At 46.9% G+C, this 16258-nt stretch carries 15 protein-coding genes; 13 read left to right on the forward strand and 2 right to left on the reverse strand.

The window, feature by feature from the left end; all coding sequences use genetic code 11:
* The first annotated feature begins 859 nt into the window (after positions 1-859).
* Together CI595_RS23605 and CI595_RS23610 are read left to right on the forward strand one after the other, a co-directional pair.
* On the forward strand, positions 860-1396 hold the full coding sequence (locus CI595_RS23605) for a flavodoxin family protein (RefSeq protein ID WP_095176065.1): 537 nt from the start codon (positions 860-862) through the stop codon (positions 1394-1396).
* Positions 1397-1419: 23 nt separating this feature from the next.
* Positions 1420-1986 carry a uridine kinase family protein gene (locus tag CI595_RS23610; RefSeq protein WP_162291964.1) on the forward strand — a complete coding sequence of 189 codons (567 nt, stop codon included), beginning with the start codon at positions 1420-1422 and terminating at the stop codon, positions 1984-1986.
* 46 nt (positions 1987-2032) lie between these two features.
* Here the strand turns inward: CI595_RS23610 and CI595_RS23615 are convergent, their stop codons facing one another.
* Both CI595_RS23615 and CI595_RS23620 read right to left on the reverse strand, forming a co-directional pair.
* Complete coding sequence (locus CI595_RS23615) at positions 2033-3235, reverse strand: ROK family transcriptional regulator (RefSeq protein WP_095176067.1); 1203 nt, start codon at positions 3233-3235, stop codon at positions 2033-2035.
* Between the two features lie 11 nt (positions 3236-3246).
* Positions 3247-4266, reverse strand: a complete 1020-nt coding sequence (locus tag CI595_RS23620) for a LacI family DNA-binding transcriptional regulator (protein ID WP_095176068.1) — start codon at positions 4264-4266, stop codon at positions 3247-3249.
* 357 nt (positions 4267-4623) lie between these two features.
* Here CI595_RS23620 and CI595_RS23625 point away from each other — a divergent pair, with 357 nt between their 5' ends.
* From CI595_RS23625 to CI595_RS23675, 11 genes are read left to right on the forward strand one after another with little or no spacing between them, the layout of a single operon-like run.
* A complete protein-coding gene (locus CI595_RS23625; protein ID WP_095176069.1) occupies positions 4624-5439 on the forward strand; it encodes a sugar phosphate isomerase/epimerase family protein in 816 nt (271 codons plus the stop codon).
* 17 nt (positions 5440-5456) lie between these two features.
* Positions 5457-5852, forward strand: coding sequence for a D-ribose pyranase (rbsD, locus tag CI595_RS23630; protein WP_095176070.1), 396 nt, complete (start codon positions 5457-5459; stop codon positions 5850-5852).
* Positions 5853-5866: 14 nt separating this feature from the next.
* Positions 5867-6886 carry a zinc-dependent alcohol dehydrogenase gene (locus tag CI595_RS23635; protein WP_095176071.1) on the forward strand — a complete coding sequence of 340 codons (1020 nt, stop codon included), beginning with the start codon at positions 5867-5869 and terminating at the stop codon, positions 6884-6886.
* A gap of 30 nt (positions 6887-6916) precedes the next feature.
* A complete protein-coding gene (locus CI595_RS23640) occupies positions 6917-8311 on the forward strand; it encodes an ABC transporter substrate-binding protein (protein WP_095176072.1) in 1395 nt (464 codons plus the stop codon).
* A 13-nt stretch (positions 8312-8324) separates the two neighbouring features.
* Positions 8325-9227 (forward strand): carbohydrate ABC transporter permease, encoded by a 903-nt coding sequence (locus CI595_RS23645; protein WP_095176073.1) that lies wholly within the window; start codon positions 8325-8327, stop codon positions 9225-9227.
* A gap of 2 nt (positions 9228-9229) precedes the next feature.
* A complete protein-coding gene (locus CI595_RS23650; RefSeq protein WP_095176074.1) occupies positions 9230-10093 on the forward strand; it encodes a carbohydrate ABC transporter permease in 864 nt (287 codons plus the stop codon).
* Between the two features lie 16 nt (positions 10094-10109).
* Complete coding sequence (locus tag CI595_RS23655; RefSeq protein WP_095176075.1) at positions 10110-10952, forward strand: sugar phosphate isomerase/epimerase family protein; 843 nt, start codon at positions 10110-10112, stop codon at positions 10950-10952.
* A gap of 13 nt (positions 10953-10965) precedes the next feature.
* The gene (locus CI595_RS23660; protein WP_095176076.1) at positions 10966-11955 is read left to right on the forward strand and encodes a zinc-dependent alcohol dehydrogenase; all 990 of its coding nucleotides are present in this window, start codon (positions 10966-10968) and stop codon (positions 11953-11955) included.
* Between the two features lie 22 nt (positions 11956-11977).
* The gene (gene rbsK / locus CI595_RS23665; protein WP_095176077.1) at positions 11978-12904 is read left to right on the forward strand and encodes a ribokinase; all 927 of its coding nucleotides are present in this window, start codon (positions 11978-11980) and stop codon (positions 12902-12904) included.
* A gap of 17 nt (positions 12905-12921) precedes the next feature.
* The gene (locus tag CI595_RS23670) at positions 12922-15438 is read left to right on the forward strand and encodes a glycoside hydrolase family 2 protein (protein WP_095176078.1); all 2517 of its coding nucleotides are present in this window, start codon (positions 12922-12924) and stop codon (positions 15436-15438) included.
* 9 nt (positions 15439-15447) lie between these two features.
* Positions 15448-15996, forward strand: coding sequence for a cupin domain-containing protein (locus CI595_RS23675; protein ID WP_095176079.1), 549 nt, complete (start codon positions 15448-15450; stop codon positions 15994-15996).
* Positions 15997-16258: the final 262 nt, after the last annotated feature.

Genomic DNA, 16258 nt, shown 5'->3' on the forward strand with positions numbered 1-16258 from the left:
TGCTATTATAGTGGTATGATTATCTTGGAACTTCAACATAATGATGCCTCCTTTCGAATTTGTTTCCCTACAAATAGGATAGCACATTTTGTTGAAGTTTCTTTATTTAACTAGCACAACAGGTTAACTTAAACGTATACATATTTTTAAGTGAGAATCGCCCCTATAGATGGAGTGAAAAAAATGAAAAAAGATGATTAGAGGCAGAGGAGGAGAGTAATGGGTCTCCTCTACTGACATGAGATTAAACCATGAAATTATAAAAATATGGTCGCACTCTTTAAAATTACTGAGTGTGGATTGAAATAATACACAACCGGAGAGAAAACCAGGGCTGTTGCGGCGGGGTGCGGTCCTCCTGGGGCAGACATTGCGATAGTGAGCCTGAAAATCCATCGGTTACAGAGACTTGGCGCGAAGCCTTTGCTGAGCGTCTTAGTCGAAGTTAGCGATTAGTTGAAGGGGAACGAAGCTGGCTGCCCCAGGAGGACCGCACCCCGCCGCAACGGCCCGTCCTATTATCCAAGAAACTTCCGCAGCCACCTTCCTTTTTATAATTTTTCCTGGTAATTCCCCCCTCTATAGTGACTTTTTCCCCTCTAAATGTTATAGTGATAGAAACCCGAAAAGTAGGAACTTTTATGGAGAATAAGGTTGCTTTTTGTGGTCTTGTCTGTTCGGAGTGTTCGGTTTTTATTGCTGCTGGGACAGGGGATGAAGAACTGAAGGAAAAGGATCCGGAGCACTGCGCTTTGTGCGGCGAATATCCATGTATACTTATTGATTCCTATGTCCCGTAGGGCAGTGAAAACAGAAATAGATTAGAAGGATTACGAAAGCAAAACAGGAGAATTAGAGAATGAATATACTTGTACTTAACGGAAGTCCCCGTAAGAATGGAAATACGGAAATAATGGCGGATGCTTTTATAGAGGGGGCCCGCAAAAAGGGGCATATGGTTGAAAAAGTGAATCTTGGGAACAGGAAGATCGCGCCTTGTCTGGCCTGTGAATTTTGTTTTACCCATAACGGTGTGTGCGTGCAGAAGGATGATATGGCGGAGATACTGGATAAGGTGGATAGCGCGGATATGATCGTTTTTGCATCACCTGTGTACTGGTTTTCTATCAGTGCGCAGTTAAAAGCTGCTATTGACAGACTGTATGCAAGAGCCAGAAAAGGATTTAATATCCGGTATGCGGCACTTCTTTTGGACTCCGCTTCCGATGGTGTTTACCGCTCTGCGATCGATGCTTATGAGGATATCTGTGCCTATTTGAGATGGGAAAATAAGGGGATACTTACTGTTCCGGGGATGGATGCTAAGGGAGATATGGAGCACTCTGAAGGTGTGAAAAAAGCATATGATCTGGGAATAAACCTGGCATCAGAATAGCCGGGAGGAGGATGGAGCAAGGGATGGAAAAAACAAAAACGTTAGTCATTGGAATTGCCGGGGGAAGTGCTTCCGGTAAAACGACTATATGCGATAAGCTGTCTGAACAGCTTCAAGATCATAGAGTAAAAGTCTTTCATATGGATGATTATTTTAAACCGGAAGAGCTGCGTCCTCGCTCCCGTGCACTGGTTGGGGAGCGGGAGTACGTGGACGATAATCATCCGGATACCATGTACCTGACACAGTTATATGAGGATATGGTAAAAGAAAAAGAAAGCGGTAAGGTGCAGATCATATTGACAGAAGGACTCCTTACCCTGTATGATGATGCCATTTTGAGCCTGTTGGACCTGAAGCTTTATGTAGACTGCCGTGCGGATGAGAGAATCCTGCGGAGGCTGAAACGAAATATGCAGAGAGGGCTTTCCGAGGATGAGATCACGGATGTTTATCTGGATGTGGTGAGATACCGGCATGACCAGTATGTGGAACCCTCCAAATGGAGGGCTGATATGATCCTAAATGGGGCCAATCCTTCTGTGGTGTCCATGGAAATGATCACAGACTATATAAAGAGATCGCTGTAATAAAATACCGTCTTCTGAATGAAATCATTCGGAAGACGGTATTTTTTTAGTCGGGAACTTTATCGGGAAGGGGGATCTTTCCGTCAAAGATCCGTTTAAAGATCAGTGAAGCAGAACCGATCAGCGGTGCATTTTCACCGAAGGAAGAAGGATAAAGACGTATATTCTGAAAGCCGTGATGGAACATATTGGCATTCATATAAGCCTCCATTTCATCCAGATAGATGGGGGTCAGTTTTGGCGGGATCTCTCCAAATATGATGACCTCCGGATCATAGAGATTGGCGATAGTGATGAGCAGGGTTTTCAGCGCATATCGGCACGCTTCCAGGCGCTCTTTCTTCGGTCCATCCAGTTTGTTATCCTGTATCATCTGCCAGAGATTGGAGACGGAATCGGTCCCCATATCGTCCAGGAGTTTTGAGACGCTGGTGTAGGTTTCGATACATCCTTTCTGTCCGCAGGAACACAGAGGACCCTGCGGATTGATGGAAATGTGCCCGATTTCACCCGCAAATCCCGCGCTTCCGTGGAGTAGTTTTCCATGGATAATGATCCCGGCGCCCACACCGGAGCCAAAGCCCACATAGGCAAGGGTATCTGCCGTCTTTCCCACACCGTAGAACTGTTCTGCAATAGCGCTGGCGTTCATATCGTTGTCAAGATAGACCGGCAGATGAAATTTTTCTTCCAGTAATTCTCCCATATCCAGATTCCCAATGCTGCAGAAATTGGGAGGGTAAAGGATCTTTTTCTGAGTAATGTCAAGGGGGCCGATAGACGCGATCCCTATACCTGCCATAAAACGGTCTTCATGGGCGCGCAGAGCCTTTTCAACCAGGGAAACCAGTATTTCCGACAGGGAAAGGTTGTCTGCGTTTTGAGGCAGCGCGCAAAAATCATGATACAGAATATTTCCCTGTATTTCCGCGATCAGGCAGTGCACCTCATACCGTTTCAGTAAGATCCCTATGGCATGGATCCTTCTGGGGACAATGGAAAGGGCGGATGGCTTTCTGCCGCTGGCATCTCCGGTGTACCAGGTAGAATCCCGGAAGGGTGAATATTTTCTGTCTTCTACATAGCCGTCTGCAACCAGGTCATTGATAAGCCCGCTGATAGCCATTTTGGACAAACCCAGATGAGAGGAGAGTTCTACACGGTTGGATGCCTCCCCAAGGGCCAGGGCTTTGATAATGGCAGCCCGGTTGCTGGTTCTTAAAAACTGCATATTTTTTGTGGTTCCCATACAATATACCTCTATCTCGGCTTTGCCGTACTTTTTCGTATGATCAGGTGGGGTTCAAAGCTTATGGTCTGCTTTTCCGCCTCCGGTCTGGAGATTTCCAGAAGTGCGCGCTTGGCGGCTTCCCGTCCGATTTCATATGTGGGCTGGTTGACCGTGGTCAGCGGAACCTCCAGCATATCGGAAAAATCAATATTGTCAAAGCCCACAATGGACATGTCATCAGGGACAGACAGTCCTTCCTGCCTCAGGCAGTGGTAAGCCCCCAATGCCATCAGATCATTGAAGGCAAAGACGGCGGTTGCGTCTGTCTCTTTTAAGATCTGTTTTGTGGCTTCGTTTCCGCTGTGCCGCAGATAGTCACCGTGAAATACATATTTTTTAGGCAGTGGGATTCCCGCGTCATGGTAAGCCCACTCGTAACCTGCAAGGCGCTCCTGCGTGCTGTCTGAGTTGGCGGGACCGGTAATGCAGACAATATTTTTGTGCCCCAGAGACAGCAGGTGGCTGACCGCATTATAGGCGCCTTTTTTATTATTGAGCTTTAGGGCACTGCAGTTGAGAGCGGGATTGCAGCGGTCAACTGTGATGATGGGAATAGGGGAATCGTTTATAAGGTCCTTGTAGGAAGGTATATAGGTCCGGTCGATATTGGATGCCATGGCAAGAATGATGGCATCCACACCACGGGATCTTAATACCTGGATACTCTTTAAATCCCGTTCGGGACGGTCGCTCGTATTGCTGAGTATAATATTCCGGTCATGTTTCAGCATTTCATCATCGATTCCCAAAGCCAGATTAGCAAAAAAGTGGTTGCTGATATCAGGGATGATAAGCCCAATGGTCTTTGTCTCCTGTTTTACAAGACCAACCGCAAGCTGGTTGGGATAATAATGCATTTTTTCGGCAGTTTTCAGGATCAGACTGCGTGTACTGTCTGAAACACGGCATTCCTTTTTGTTCAGGACCAGTGAGACTGTAGTTACAGACAGATTCGTTTCTTTTGCGATGTCTTTTAATGTTACCCGCATATTTTCACCTCGTAAATACTGGTATGCCGTCTGCCAGTTGTCTATAGCAACGGTACACTGTATGGTATTGCAATCTGATTTTATCATGTGTAAATTCTGAATGCAATGAGTTGTTCTGTATTGCAGCATTATCTGTAAAAATGATAAAGCGTTTTAACATGAATACAGGGGTGGTGCCGGAAAACTAGGGGCAAAATGATAGAAGATTAATAGTAAAAAAAGTTTATAAAAAATTAAAGTGCACAAAATAATAGAAAATAAATCAAAAAAAGTGTTGACAATGTAGAAAAAGTGTATATAATGTAAATCATAAATAATGATAAAACGTTTTATCAACCAGAGAAAGGAAAATGGCTTATGGAGATAGGTTATACGGTTTGGGAATGGGGGCTGGAATCAGAAGAAGACCTGAAGACAGCGCTTAATGACATGAAAAAGCTGGGCTATCATAATTTTGAGAATTTCATTGGCATGGCTGATCTGTATCAAGGACGTGAGGAGGAGTTTAACCGGCTGGTAAAAGAATACGGACTGAAATTTGCAGCTTTATACCATTACATACGTGATATGGATGCTGACCATGTGGGAGAGGCAAAAAAATATTTGGAGTTCTGTAAAAAAACCGGAGCCAGGATCATGAATATCCAGGCACCGGCAAGGAACGGAAAGCCATCCCGGGAACATCTCCTGCAGTTGTCAGGTATCCTGGACGAGATTGGGAAAATGGCTGCAGAGTATGATGTGACACTTTGCCTCCATCCTCATTTTCAGATGACCGTAGAACAGGAGGACGAGATTGACTTTGTGGCAGAGCATACAGATCCGGCCTATGTAAAATTTTGTTTTGATACGGCGCATACGGTACTTGCGGGAATTGATTTTGAACGTCTGTTTGAGAAATACAGGGGAAGGATCGGTTATATACATCTGAAAGACCAGGATACAGAAGTGGATGTGGAGGATTACAGGTATAAGTGGATCCATGAATGGGACAAACATCAGAGATTTTATGAACTGGGCACAAAAGGAATTGACTTTCCGAAAGTCCTAAAGCTGCTGGAAAAGAACGGCTATGACGGATACCTGGTGATAGAGAACGATACCCCTACGGTGAGCAATTATGAAGGTGCCAAAACAAACAGGGAATATGCAGCAAAAATACTGGGAATGTGAGAGCGGGGGAATAGATCGTGCGGAAGGAAGGAATTTTAAATACTGATATCTGTTATGCCATATCATCACTTGGTCATACGGATTACATGGTGATCGCAGATCCGGGACTTCCCATACCGGAGAATGTAACAGTCATTGATATTTCACTTGTAAAAGGAGTACCCGGATTTATGGAAGTTTTTGATGCAGTGACGAGGGAGCTGGTGATAGATTCCTACATTTACGCGGAAGAGATAGAGGCATCCGGCACGGAACTTCTGCAGCACATGCAAAAAAGACTTTCCAATGTACCGGGCCGGAAAATGCCTCATGAGGATTTAAAGGACATGCTTCCCAAGGCGAAAGTGATTATCCGGACCGGTGAGTGCACACCCTACGCCAACGTCATATTAGAGGGCGGCGTTAATTTTTAAGAGGAGGAACATACATGGAAAAAATGTTGGCGGCGGTTTTTGAGGATGTTGGAAAACTGGAACTGAAAATGGTCCCGGTCCCTCAGATCCGGAAGGAAGATCAGGTGCTTGTGGAAGTGGAAGCGGTTAGTATCTGCGGGACAGATGTACATATCACAGCAGTGCCGCCCGGATACCAGGCAACCCCCGGTACCATCCTGGGCCATGAGCTGGTTGGGAAAATTGTAGAGAAAGGAGAGGCGGTGGGACATCTCCAGGTGGGAGACCGGGTTGTGGTAAATCCAAACGACTACTGCGGTGTATGCCAATACTGCAGAAAGAATCTTCCCAATGAATGTGAGAATATCATTCCTCTGGGAATAGACTATGACGGTGCTTTTGCAAAATACTGCCTGATTTCCGGGAAAGTCGCATATAAGATTTCAGAAGAGGTGTCATCAGAGGCCGCGGCATGTACAGAACCTCTGGCCTGTGCCATCAACGGATTTCATAAAGTGAACATTCTGCCGGGAGAGAGTGCGGTGATCATCGGCTGCGGGCCTATCGGGCTGATGATCGCCATGCTTGCAAAGGCATCCGGCGTGGGAAAATTATTCCTGTTGGAAGCTGCACCCTACAGAATTGCGTTTGCAGAGAAGCTTGGGCTGGGGGAAGTCATAGATGTGAAAAGCAGGAATGCCGGGGAGATCATACGGGAGCAGACAGGGATCGGTCCGGATTACGTTTTTGATGTGACGGGTTCCCAGGTAGTGCAGGCAGTGGATCTGGTGAGAAAAGGCGGACGCGTGGTACTTTTCGGTGTGAATAAAAAATCCGTCAGTCAAGTGGCACAGTGTGAGATTACCACAAAAGAGATCACGGTTCACGGAACTTGGCTCGCCAACGCAACCTTTCCAGAGGCCATCCGGGTTCTGGAAGAACACATGGTGGATATGGAGAAACTTGTGACAGACGTAATCCCTCTTGAAGAACTGAAGTCAGGAATTGAGAAGCTGGCAAAGGGAGAAGCGGTAAAAGTTGTAGTGAAGCCTTAAGGACAAGGAAAAAGAATTGGAGGAAAAACGATGAAGAAGAAAGCTTTAGCAGGATTTATGGCAGCAGCAATGGCAGTATCCATGGCAGCATGCGGTGCACCTCAGGCAGTGAACGATGACAGTGACAACCAGAAAACAGAGCAGAAGGAAGAGAACAAAGCGCAGGACAGCGGGGAGGAAGGGGAGAAGAGTACGGGAGGCAAGACCACGCTTACTTTGATCTGCCACCAATCCAGAAGCAATATCGGTGAGGGAGGCTTTACCACCGGTTTCTTTGGGGCCCTTGATGCATGGCAGGAGGAACACCCGGATGTGGAAGTAAAAGTGGAGGAGATGGACCAGACGGCATATCAGACAAAGATCAACTCCCTGGGTGCCTCCGGTGATATACCAGATCTGTTCATGATGAAGGGTTCCTGGACGAAAACGTTCGTGGAGAACGGATGGGTATCGGATATTACTGCGGAACTGGACGCAGACCAGGAATGGAAGAATGCTTACATAAAAGGCGGATTTGACGCAGCAACAAGAGACGGAAAGAACTATGGTGTTCCCCAGGAGAGTATGTCCACAGGTATGGTTTATTATAATTCAGACATGTGGAAGGAGATTGGATATGAGACTTTCCCGGAGACATGGGATGAACTGCTGGATGCAGTGGATAAATTTAAAGAAAAAGGCATCACACCATTTGTCATGGGAAATAAGCCCAACTGGCCTGCAGAGTCCTGCTGGTTAAGCACACTGGGAGACCGTTTTACAGGACCGGAATGGACACAGTCCATACTGGATGGTTCAGGCGCCAAATTCACGGACGAGTCATTTGTAAAAGCGCTGACTGCTTTCCAGGAACTGGCCCAGAGAGGTGCTTTTAATGAAGATATCAACTCCATTGATGATACAGAGCAGAATACGGTGTACTTCAACAAGAAAGCAGCCGCCATCGTAAACGGTACCTGGTTTATCCCGACTATTGACAACACTGCTCCGGAGGATGTAAAAGCTGCAACAAAACTGGCGATCCTTCCGTCTGTTGAGGGCGGCGCAGAAGACCAGAAGACAGTATCCGGCGGGCCTGCCTGGTTTATGGCTCTGAGCAGCAAAGTGACAGACCCGGCAAAACGTGAATTGGCTATGGATCTGCTGAAAGCACTGACAGATGAGCGCCAGGCAAACGTGACAGCTTCCATGGGCGGTGTTACCGCATGGGCAAACCCGGAGTATGATACCGCTAAAGTTCCGGCATTATTTAATGAATATAATGACATGATCAAAGATATCACTGCTGTCCAGATCTATGATGCCTGCATGGATGCATCTGTGATCGAGACCATGAATGTGGGACTTCAGTCTCTGTTGATCGGAGAGAAGGCACCTGAGGAATTGGCAGAAGAGATACAGATGGAACAGGAACTTGCACAGTAAAGGGGGGATTGGCTTGAGAAAATCCACGCTGAAGCCTAAAACGAGAATGGCAATTATTGTATGCCTGCTGCCAGCTCTCCTTGTTTATACCTATGTGGTTATCCTGCCGATCATCAATGCGTTTAGCTACAGTTTTTATAACTGGTCGGGGGGACCTCAGGCGAAGTATGTAGGATGGAAGAATTATCAGATCCTGTTAAAGGACACATCCTTCTGGCATGCATTCAGCAATAATATCTGGATCGCAGTTCTGTGCATTTTGGGGCAGATTGGCATTGCATTTGTTTTTTCGGCGCTTTTGACGTCCCGGTTTGTAAAATTCAAAAAACTTCACCGTGTCGTGGCCTATTTTCCGGCCACCATATCCGCAGTTGTTGTAGGTTTTACCTGGTCCTTTATTTTTAACTATGACTATGGACTGGTAAATGTGATCTTGAGAGCCTTGCATCTTGGAAGCTTTGCAAAACCATGGCTGGATAATCCGAATACGATCATCAGTGTTGTCAGCATACCGCTGATCTGGCAGTACATTGGCTATTATATGGTTATTATCATGGCGGCTATGACTTCCATTGACCCAAGTATATACGAGATGGCCGAGCTTGACGGGGCTACAGGGATACAGAAGGCAGTAAAGATAACGCTTCCGCTGATCAAAGGTTCCATAGCGGTGGCGGTTATGCTGTGTATTGCAGGTAATATGAAGATTTTCGACCATATTTATGTTATGACAAACGGAGGCCCAGGAACCAGTTCTATGGTCATGGCGCTTCAGGTATATAAGACAACATTTATTAAGAACCAGTTCGGATACGCCAGTGCCATGTCTATTGCTATTCTGGTGCTGAGCCTTGGGTTGGTTGGAGTCAGCAGGCTGGTGATTACCAGACCATGGAGAAAGGAGAGTGATTACTGATCATGGCAGATATAAAAAGAAATACTGTGCCGGTGAAAAAGGCCGGAAAAAGTATCGGAAAAGTAATCTGTAATGTAGTGCTCCTGCTGTTTTCTTTTTCCTGCATCTTTCCAATGGTATGGATATTTTATTCCTCTTTCAAAACACAGACGGAATTCACGCAGAGCTCAACCGCACTTCCGCAGGCATTGAATCTGAAAAACTACATATCCGTATTTACCCAGACAAAACTGGGGATGTATATGCTGAACAGTGCCAGGAATACAATTTTATCGGTATTGATCATAATCGTGTTCTCCTTCCTGGCCGGTTATGTCCTTTCCAGATATCGTTTTAGAGGAAGAAGCCTTATCTATAACTATTTTATCATGGGTATGCTGATCCCGGTACATGCACTGCTTGTACCTATGTATGTACAGCTCAGGCAGAGCGGGCTTACCAATCACTGGTATACGCTGCTGTTTCCCTATGTGGCGTTTGGGCTTCCCATATCTATCATGTTGATCGAGAGTTATATTGCATCCATACCCAAAGAACTGGAGGAGGCGGCATCCATTGACGGCTGCGGATTTTTCCGGTGCCTGTTCCAGATCGTATTTCCGCTGGCAATGCCTATATTGTCCACAGTGGCCATCATTCAGTTTTTCGCGGTATGGAATGAATTTTCATTTTCATTGATCCTGGTGAACAGTGATACCCTGCGGACGGTTCCAGTAGGGCTGACCATGTTTAAATCCGCGTATACAGTGGACTATCCCAGGTTAATGGCCGGTATCATGACAACCACGCTGCCGGTCATGATCCTGTACTTTGTATTCAGTAAGAGAATCATAGAAGGTATGGTGGCGGGAGCCGTGAAAGGTTAAAGTTGGAGGAAAAATTATGTATAAGACATTGGCACCGGATTGTATCGGACACAAGGCCGGGCTTGAAATATCTGCACCTGTTGCGAAGAAATATGGTTTTGAGGGAATCTGGTTCAATATGGAACGGGATGCCCGGATGCCTGTAAAAGAGACAAAGATGCTGCTGGAAAAATACGGTCTGAAGGCTGCAGGCTTTGGTCTTCCCGTGGAATACAGAAAAGAGGAGTCTGTTTTCAGAAAGGACATGGAAAAACTGGAGGAGTACGCCGCGTATGCCCGGGAATGCGGGATGCACAGGTGTATCACCTGGATCATACCGGCCAGTGACGAGCTGACTTATGAAGAGAATTTCAATATGCATCGTGAAAGACTTGGGGAGGCTGCCCGAATCTTAAAAAAATACCATATTTCACTTGGCCTGGAGTTTTTAGGGCCGCCTAAATTAAGAGCGGGGAAAAAATATGAATTCATCCATACCCTGGACCAAATGCTGGAACTGTGCAGGGCTATCGGGACCGGAAATGTGGGGATCCTGATGGATGTGTGGCACTGGGACATGGCGGGGCAGACATTTGATGATTTTGCAAAATTCCCGGATGAATCCTGGGTTGTCTGTGCGCATATTATGGACGCGCCTGCCGGAATACCCAGGGAAGAACAGGTGGATGTAGTCCGCGCGCTTCCGGGAAGTACAGGGATCCTGAGGATTGGGGAGTTTTTTGAAGGCTTGAAACATATGGGATATACCGGACCTGTTCTTGCGGAGCCGTTTGTGGAAGAGTTAGGAAAAATGGACTTTGAAGAAGCTGTGGCGGTAGTAAGCAGCGCCATCAATAAAGTATGGCCGAAAGAGGCATAAAGGAGGCATTATTATGAAATCATTGGTTCTTGGAAATAATCAGGCATATCTGGAGGAGGTTCCGGATCCTGTTCCTCACGGAGAGTGGGTAGTTGTCAAAGTGGAATCCACACCCATCTGCGGGAGTGACAGAAAAGCTTTTGTTTCCCCCACACCTGTTCGCGACGCAGGGCATGAGGGTGCCGGCGTAGTAGTTGCTGCAAATGGGTCTAACCTGCTTAAAGAAGGGGACAGAGTGATTCTGAATCCTCTTTCCGGCTGTGGACACTGCTCCTTGTGCCGTTCCGGTAACTATATTTATTGTACGGATAAGCCTAAGTATTTCAGTCATTTTGCGGAATATGTGCTGGTACAGGATTTCGTCTGCACAAAACTGCCGGATGATATCACTTATGACCAGGGTTCCCTGGGTTGCTGTGCTTTGGGTCCCGCGTTCAGCTCCATCAAAAGGCTCAATGTAAAGGGGTTTGACACCATTTTGATCACAGGCCTTGGTCCTGTGGGGATGGGTGCCATTGCAGTATCGAAGTTTCTGGGCGCCAGGGTCATCGCCCTGGACAGTGTTCCTTTCCGTAAAAATATGGCAAAGGAAATGGGCGCTGATGTGGTTCTGGATCCTACAGACCCTGACATCAAAGAAAAGATCAGGGAAGCGAAAATGGGTGCACCGCTTATCAAGGCAGTAGACGCCTCAGGGAACGGAAACGCAGAGAGACTCTGCATTGATATGATGGACCCAAGAGGTTCCGTGGCGTTTATAGGGGAAAACCACAATACAGTTCCCATCTGTCCCAGCGATGATTTTATCAGAAAGGGACTAACTCTGATCGGTTCCTGGCACTACAACATGGACGACAGGGAGGAAATGTTTGCAATCCTCAGGCGTTCACCTGTTGTACATAAAATCATTACAGATGTATATGGATTTTCTAATGTACAGGGAGCTTTTGAAAAGTTTATGGGACAGGATACCTGTAAAGTGATTTTAAAACCCTGGGAGTGATATGACGAAGAGGGGATGAAAATTGGATAAGAAAAAAATACTTGTAATAGGAAGCCTTAACATGGACTGGGTCCTGAAGGTGGAGGACATCCCGGTCATAGGAGAGACGGTACTCGGAGGGGATATTCAGGAGTCACCCGGAGGAAAAGGCGCCAATCAGGCTTTCGCGGCAGGGCGGCTGAACGGAGATGTAACCATGCTGGGGGCAGTGGGCTGTGATGAGAACGGCAGAACACTGCTGGAAAACCTGAAGCTTGCAGGCGTACATACAGAATTTATAAAGAAGAGCCGGAAGAAAACCGGGCTTGCGATCATCACGGTAAATGCAGACGGTGACAATTGTATAACCGTCTCACCCGGTGCTAACCTTGCATGTGATGTTTCTTATATAAAAGAGAATCTGCAGGTGATAGAGGAATGCAGTATTCTGCTGGTGCAGATGGAGATCCCCCATGATGCGGTTTATTATGCCATGGAACAGGCTCACCGTATGGGAAAGACTGTGATCTTTAATCCCGCACCGGCGCCCGCCCAAATCCGTGAGGAAGCATATGCGTGGATCGACTACATCACACCCAATGAGACAGAACTGCAGAAACTGACAAAAATCAGAGATACAGAGCAAGAGGAGATAGAGAGAGGATGCGCCATACTTCTTGAAAAGGGGATCAAAAATGTGGTCGTAACACTAGGAAGTAAGGGTGCTCTGCTGATGAACAAAACTGTCAGAAGAAATTTTGCTGCAAAAAAGGTGCAGGTTGTGGATACCACGGCAGCGGGGGACACTTTCAATGCTGCAATGGCAGTATTTCTGGCAGATGGAAAAAACATTTTCCAGGCAGTGGAGTTTGCCAATGCAGCGGCAGCTCTCACCGTGCAGAAAAAAGGCGCCCAGAATGCGGTGCCGCACTGGAAGGACCTGGAGGAAAACCATAAAATGGTCATATAGAATGGGGGAACAGCAATATGTTTCGATTGGAGATAAACAAAGACTGGAAACTGCACGAAAGCCTGTTGTGTGTGGAAAAGGAACAGTGGGCCTATGTGCATGGTCTGAAAGACGGATGGTATACATGCAGCCTGCCTGCAGATGTAAGGATGCCGCTTATAAAAGAGGGGGTTATCAAAGACCCGGTACTGGCAGATTACTGCAGGGAATCTGAGTGGATAGAAAAGAGAGCCTGGTGGTTTGAGCGCACTTTTGACAGCAGTGAAGTGGACAGAGATGAGGATATTATTGAGCTGATCCTGGAAGGTCTGGATTCCAGAAGTGATATTTTTATCAACGGACAATATATCGGCAGCCATTACAGTGTTCACTATCCATTCGTGTATGACATCAAAGAGATGATCAAAGAGGGTGAAAACGTGATCACAGTCCGGGTGACCAGCGGACTTGAGACTGTGTCAGACCAGGATTTGTCGGAACTGAATCACGCTGTGTGCCTGGAGACGGACAACGGGGGAAAATACCGGGGGGATGCCAGAAGGGCATTTGTCAGAAGACCGCAGTATACGGTAGGATGGGACTGGGGACCAAAAGTGATCACCTGTGGTATCACAGGCGGTGCCAGGCTGGAAGGCCACAAAAAAATAGCACTCAGGGAAGTCTGCCTGCATACAGAAGAAGTGGGGGAACAGGCAAAATTAAAACTGATGCTGAACGTGGAAAACCTGGGATTCATCAGTTCCAGAGACGGAGCGTATAAAGTCAGGATCAGCTATGAAAACAAGCCGGTCTTTGAGCAGACTTATGACGACAGGCTGTTCACATCGGGATATAACTACTTTGAGGAAGAGATCACACTATCCGATCCGGAGCTTTGGTGGCCCAATGGCTATGGAAAACAGCCCTTGTATGAAGTGCAGGTGGAGGCAGCGTGTGAGGGAAGCGTAGAAAAATATCCCGCATTTTCCTATGGTATCCGTAAGCTGGAGCTGGACACAAGTGTTCTGGAGGGAAAAGACAGGAAGTTCCAGTTTGTGATCAACAACAAGCCCATTTACTGCAAAGGCGGAAACTGGATACCAAATGATTTTATCTATGCCAGAGTTACGGATGAAAAATACCGGGTTTTGATCGACGAGGCGGCAGAAGCCAATTTCAATATGCTGAGAATCTGGGGCGGAGGCCTGTACGAACGAGATATTTTCTACCGGCTCTGTGATGAGAAAGGAATTTTAGTCTGGCATGACTTTATGTTTGCGTGCTCCACATATCCGGACCATCGCCAGTGGTTTCGGGAAGAGATGCGCAGAGAATTCGACTATCAGACAAAACGTCTGCGCAGCCACTGCTGCCTGGGACTTTTCTGTGGTACAAATGAAGTACACTGGCTTTTTAATTCCACCGACAATCCAAAGTGGGGAATTGAATTCACCTATGAGCACCAGTACGGCATGTACGTTGCAAACATACTATCAAAAGAGATCATACATGCAAACTGTTCCTTCATCCCCTACTGGAACAGTTCCCCATATGGAGGAGAACTTCCAAATGACGATACGGTGGGGGATATCCATCACTGGCAGCAGGCATACATGAGCAAAAAGATGGAAGAGCGTATCGAGGCAAAAGACTACGACAAGATCAAAGCAAAATTTGTCAGCGAATACGGCTATGTAGGCCCCTGCTGTATGGAAACGATCCTGGAGTACATGGACGGGCAGCCCCTTTGCAGAACCAGTGAAGTATGGCAGATGCACAACAACGTCTTTGAAAAAGACACTGTAAACACAGCTATAGAAAAGAATTACGTGGACCATGCAGACAAACTGTCCCTGGAAGATTACATTACCTATGCAGGCATGGTACATGGAATGATGTACGGGTATTCCCTGGAGGCCATGCGTTTTAAGGAACAATGCTACGGCGGCCTTTTCTGGATGTACAACGATGCATGGGGAGAAGTGGGCTGGACGATCATAGACTACTACCTGAGAAGAAAAATCGCCTATTACGGTGTGAAACGTGCCCTTGCCCACCGGAAATTCACCATGCGTCTCATAGACGGCAGCATTATCCTGCAAGGTGCAAACGATACCCCGGACCCACTGTCCGTAAAAGCGGATTTCGGCTATGTATCTTTTGACGGTACGATTCGCGAAACAAAAGAGATCCAACTGGAAGTATCCCCCGGGGAACGAACCTATCTTCTGAAAGAGAAACTTCCGGACAGAGATTACAAAAAAGGAACTATCATGCTTTACATCCATGACGAGAACATAGACAATATATGGCTGCGTTTAGACGATATGCGAAACCTTGCCTTTGAGAAAAGTCCTATCATCTGTACTGCAGACCATCAGGAAGGCAGTGACAGGACCCTCACCGTTCATTCAGAAGCGTTTGCCCACGGCGTGCACATAAAAGGCAACTACAGATGTTCCGACAATTATTTTGACCTCCTTCCCGGGGAAACAAAAACTTTCACCATCAAAAATGCCGGGCAAGCCTCACTGGAACTTACATCTGTAAAATAGGAGAACACCATGAAAAAGACCGAATACAACGAAAAAAAAGCCCAGGTACTGGCCTATTTTGAGAAGGCATACATAGCACTTACCGAAGAAGAGAAAGCAAACATAGAGATCGCTGATTTCGGCCTGAACGACCTGGAACACATCGGGCTCCAGCTGATCACCTACATCAATACACCAAGGTGCTGTTCCAAAGAGATGGTCCTCTTCCCGGGACAAACCTGTCCGGAACACTGCCATGCCCCCATCCAGTCACTTAATTACGAGGGCAAAGAGGAGACCTTCCGCTGCCGATACGGCACAGTCTACCTCTATGTAGAAGGCACCCCCACCCAGCCGCTGACCGGAAAAATCCCAGCCAGCTATGAAGACACCTACACTGTCTATCACGAGATTATCCTTCATCCCGGCCACCAGCACACCATCCCACCCAACACAAAACACTGGTTCCAAGCCGGCCCCCAAGGCGCCATAATCTCAGAATTCAGCACCACCAGCCAAGACGAGTACGACATCTTCACCGACAAAAACATAATAAGAACACCCATACTAGATTCATAATTTTTTTCATACTCTTTTATAAAAAAGCCAAATGCGTAAGCCCATTTTTCAATCCACTTACGCATTTGACTTTTTTCTTTACCTACCTACCGGCAGAAAAAACCAGGAGGATTAGGAGGCGGGGGCTGGAGGCAGCAGGGTATGGGGGGAACGATGTACAGAGGAGCGTCGGGAAGATCCACCTGCCCCAGACACTTAGTGAAGAGCCCACTGGCGATGAACTTAGTGACTGGGAGCAGGTTAGCTTCCCGGCAGCGGAACG

This window comes from Blautia hominis, assembly GCA_002270465.1.
GTDB classification, from domain to species: domain Bacteria; phylum Bacillota; class Clostridia; order Lachnospirales; family Lachnospiraceae; genus Blautia; species Blautia hominis.

Excerpts from the sequence above, each read along its gene's own strand:
- CI595_RS23605 (WP_095176065.1), top strand. The coding sequence starts at position 860 with ATGAATATACTTGTACTTAACGGAAGTCCCCGTAAGAATGGAAATACG.
- CI595_RS23610 (WP_162291964.1), top strand. The coding sequence starts at position 1,420 with ATGGAAAAAACAAAAACGTTAGTCATTGGAATTGCCGGGGGAAGTGCT.
- CI595_RS23615 (WP_095176067.1), bottom strand. The coding sequence starts at position 3,235 with ATGGGAACCACAAAAAATATGCAGTTTTTAAGAACCAGCAACCGGGCT.
- CI595_RS23620 (WP_095176068.1), bottom strand. The coding sequence starts at position 4,266 with ATGCGGGTAACATTAAAAGACATCGCAAAAGAAACGAATCTGTCTGTA.
- CI595_RS23625 (WP_095176069.1), top strand. The coding sequence starts at position 4,624 with ATGGAGATAGGTTATACGGTTTGGGAATGGGGGCTGGAATCAGAAGAA.
- CI595_RS23635 (WP_095176071.1), top strand. The coding sequence starts at position 5,867 with ATGGAAAAAATGTTGGCGGCGGTTTTTGAGGATGTTGGAAAACTGGAA.
- CI595_RS23640 (WP_095176072.1), top strand. The coding sequence starts at position 6,917 with ATGAAGAAGAAAGCTTTAGCAGGATTTATGGCAGCAGCAATGGCAGTA.
- CI595_RS23650 (WP_095176074.1), top strand. The coding sequence starts at position 9,230 with ATGGCAGATATAAAAAGAAATACTGTGCCGGTGAAAAAGGCCGGAAAA.
- CI595_RS23655 (WP_095176075.1), top strand. The coding sequence starts at position 10,110 with ATGTATAAGACATTGGCACCGGATTGTATCGGACACAAGGCCGGGCTT.
- CI595_RS23660 (WP_095176076.1), top strand. The coding sequence starts at position 10,966 with ATGAAATCATTGGTTCTTGGAAATAATCAGGCATATCTGGAGGAGGTT.
- CI595_RS23670 (WP_095176078.1), top strand. The coding sequence starts at position 12,922 with ATGTTTCGATTGGAGATAAACAAAGACTGGAAACTGCACGAAAGCCTG.
- CI595_RS23675 (WP_095176079.1), top strand. The coding sequence starts at position 15,448 with ATGAAAAAGACCGAATACAACGAAAAAAAAGCCCAGGTACTGGCCTAT.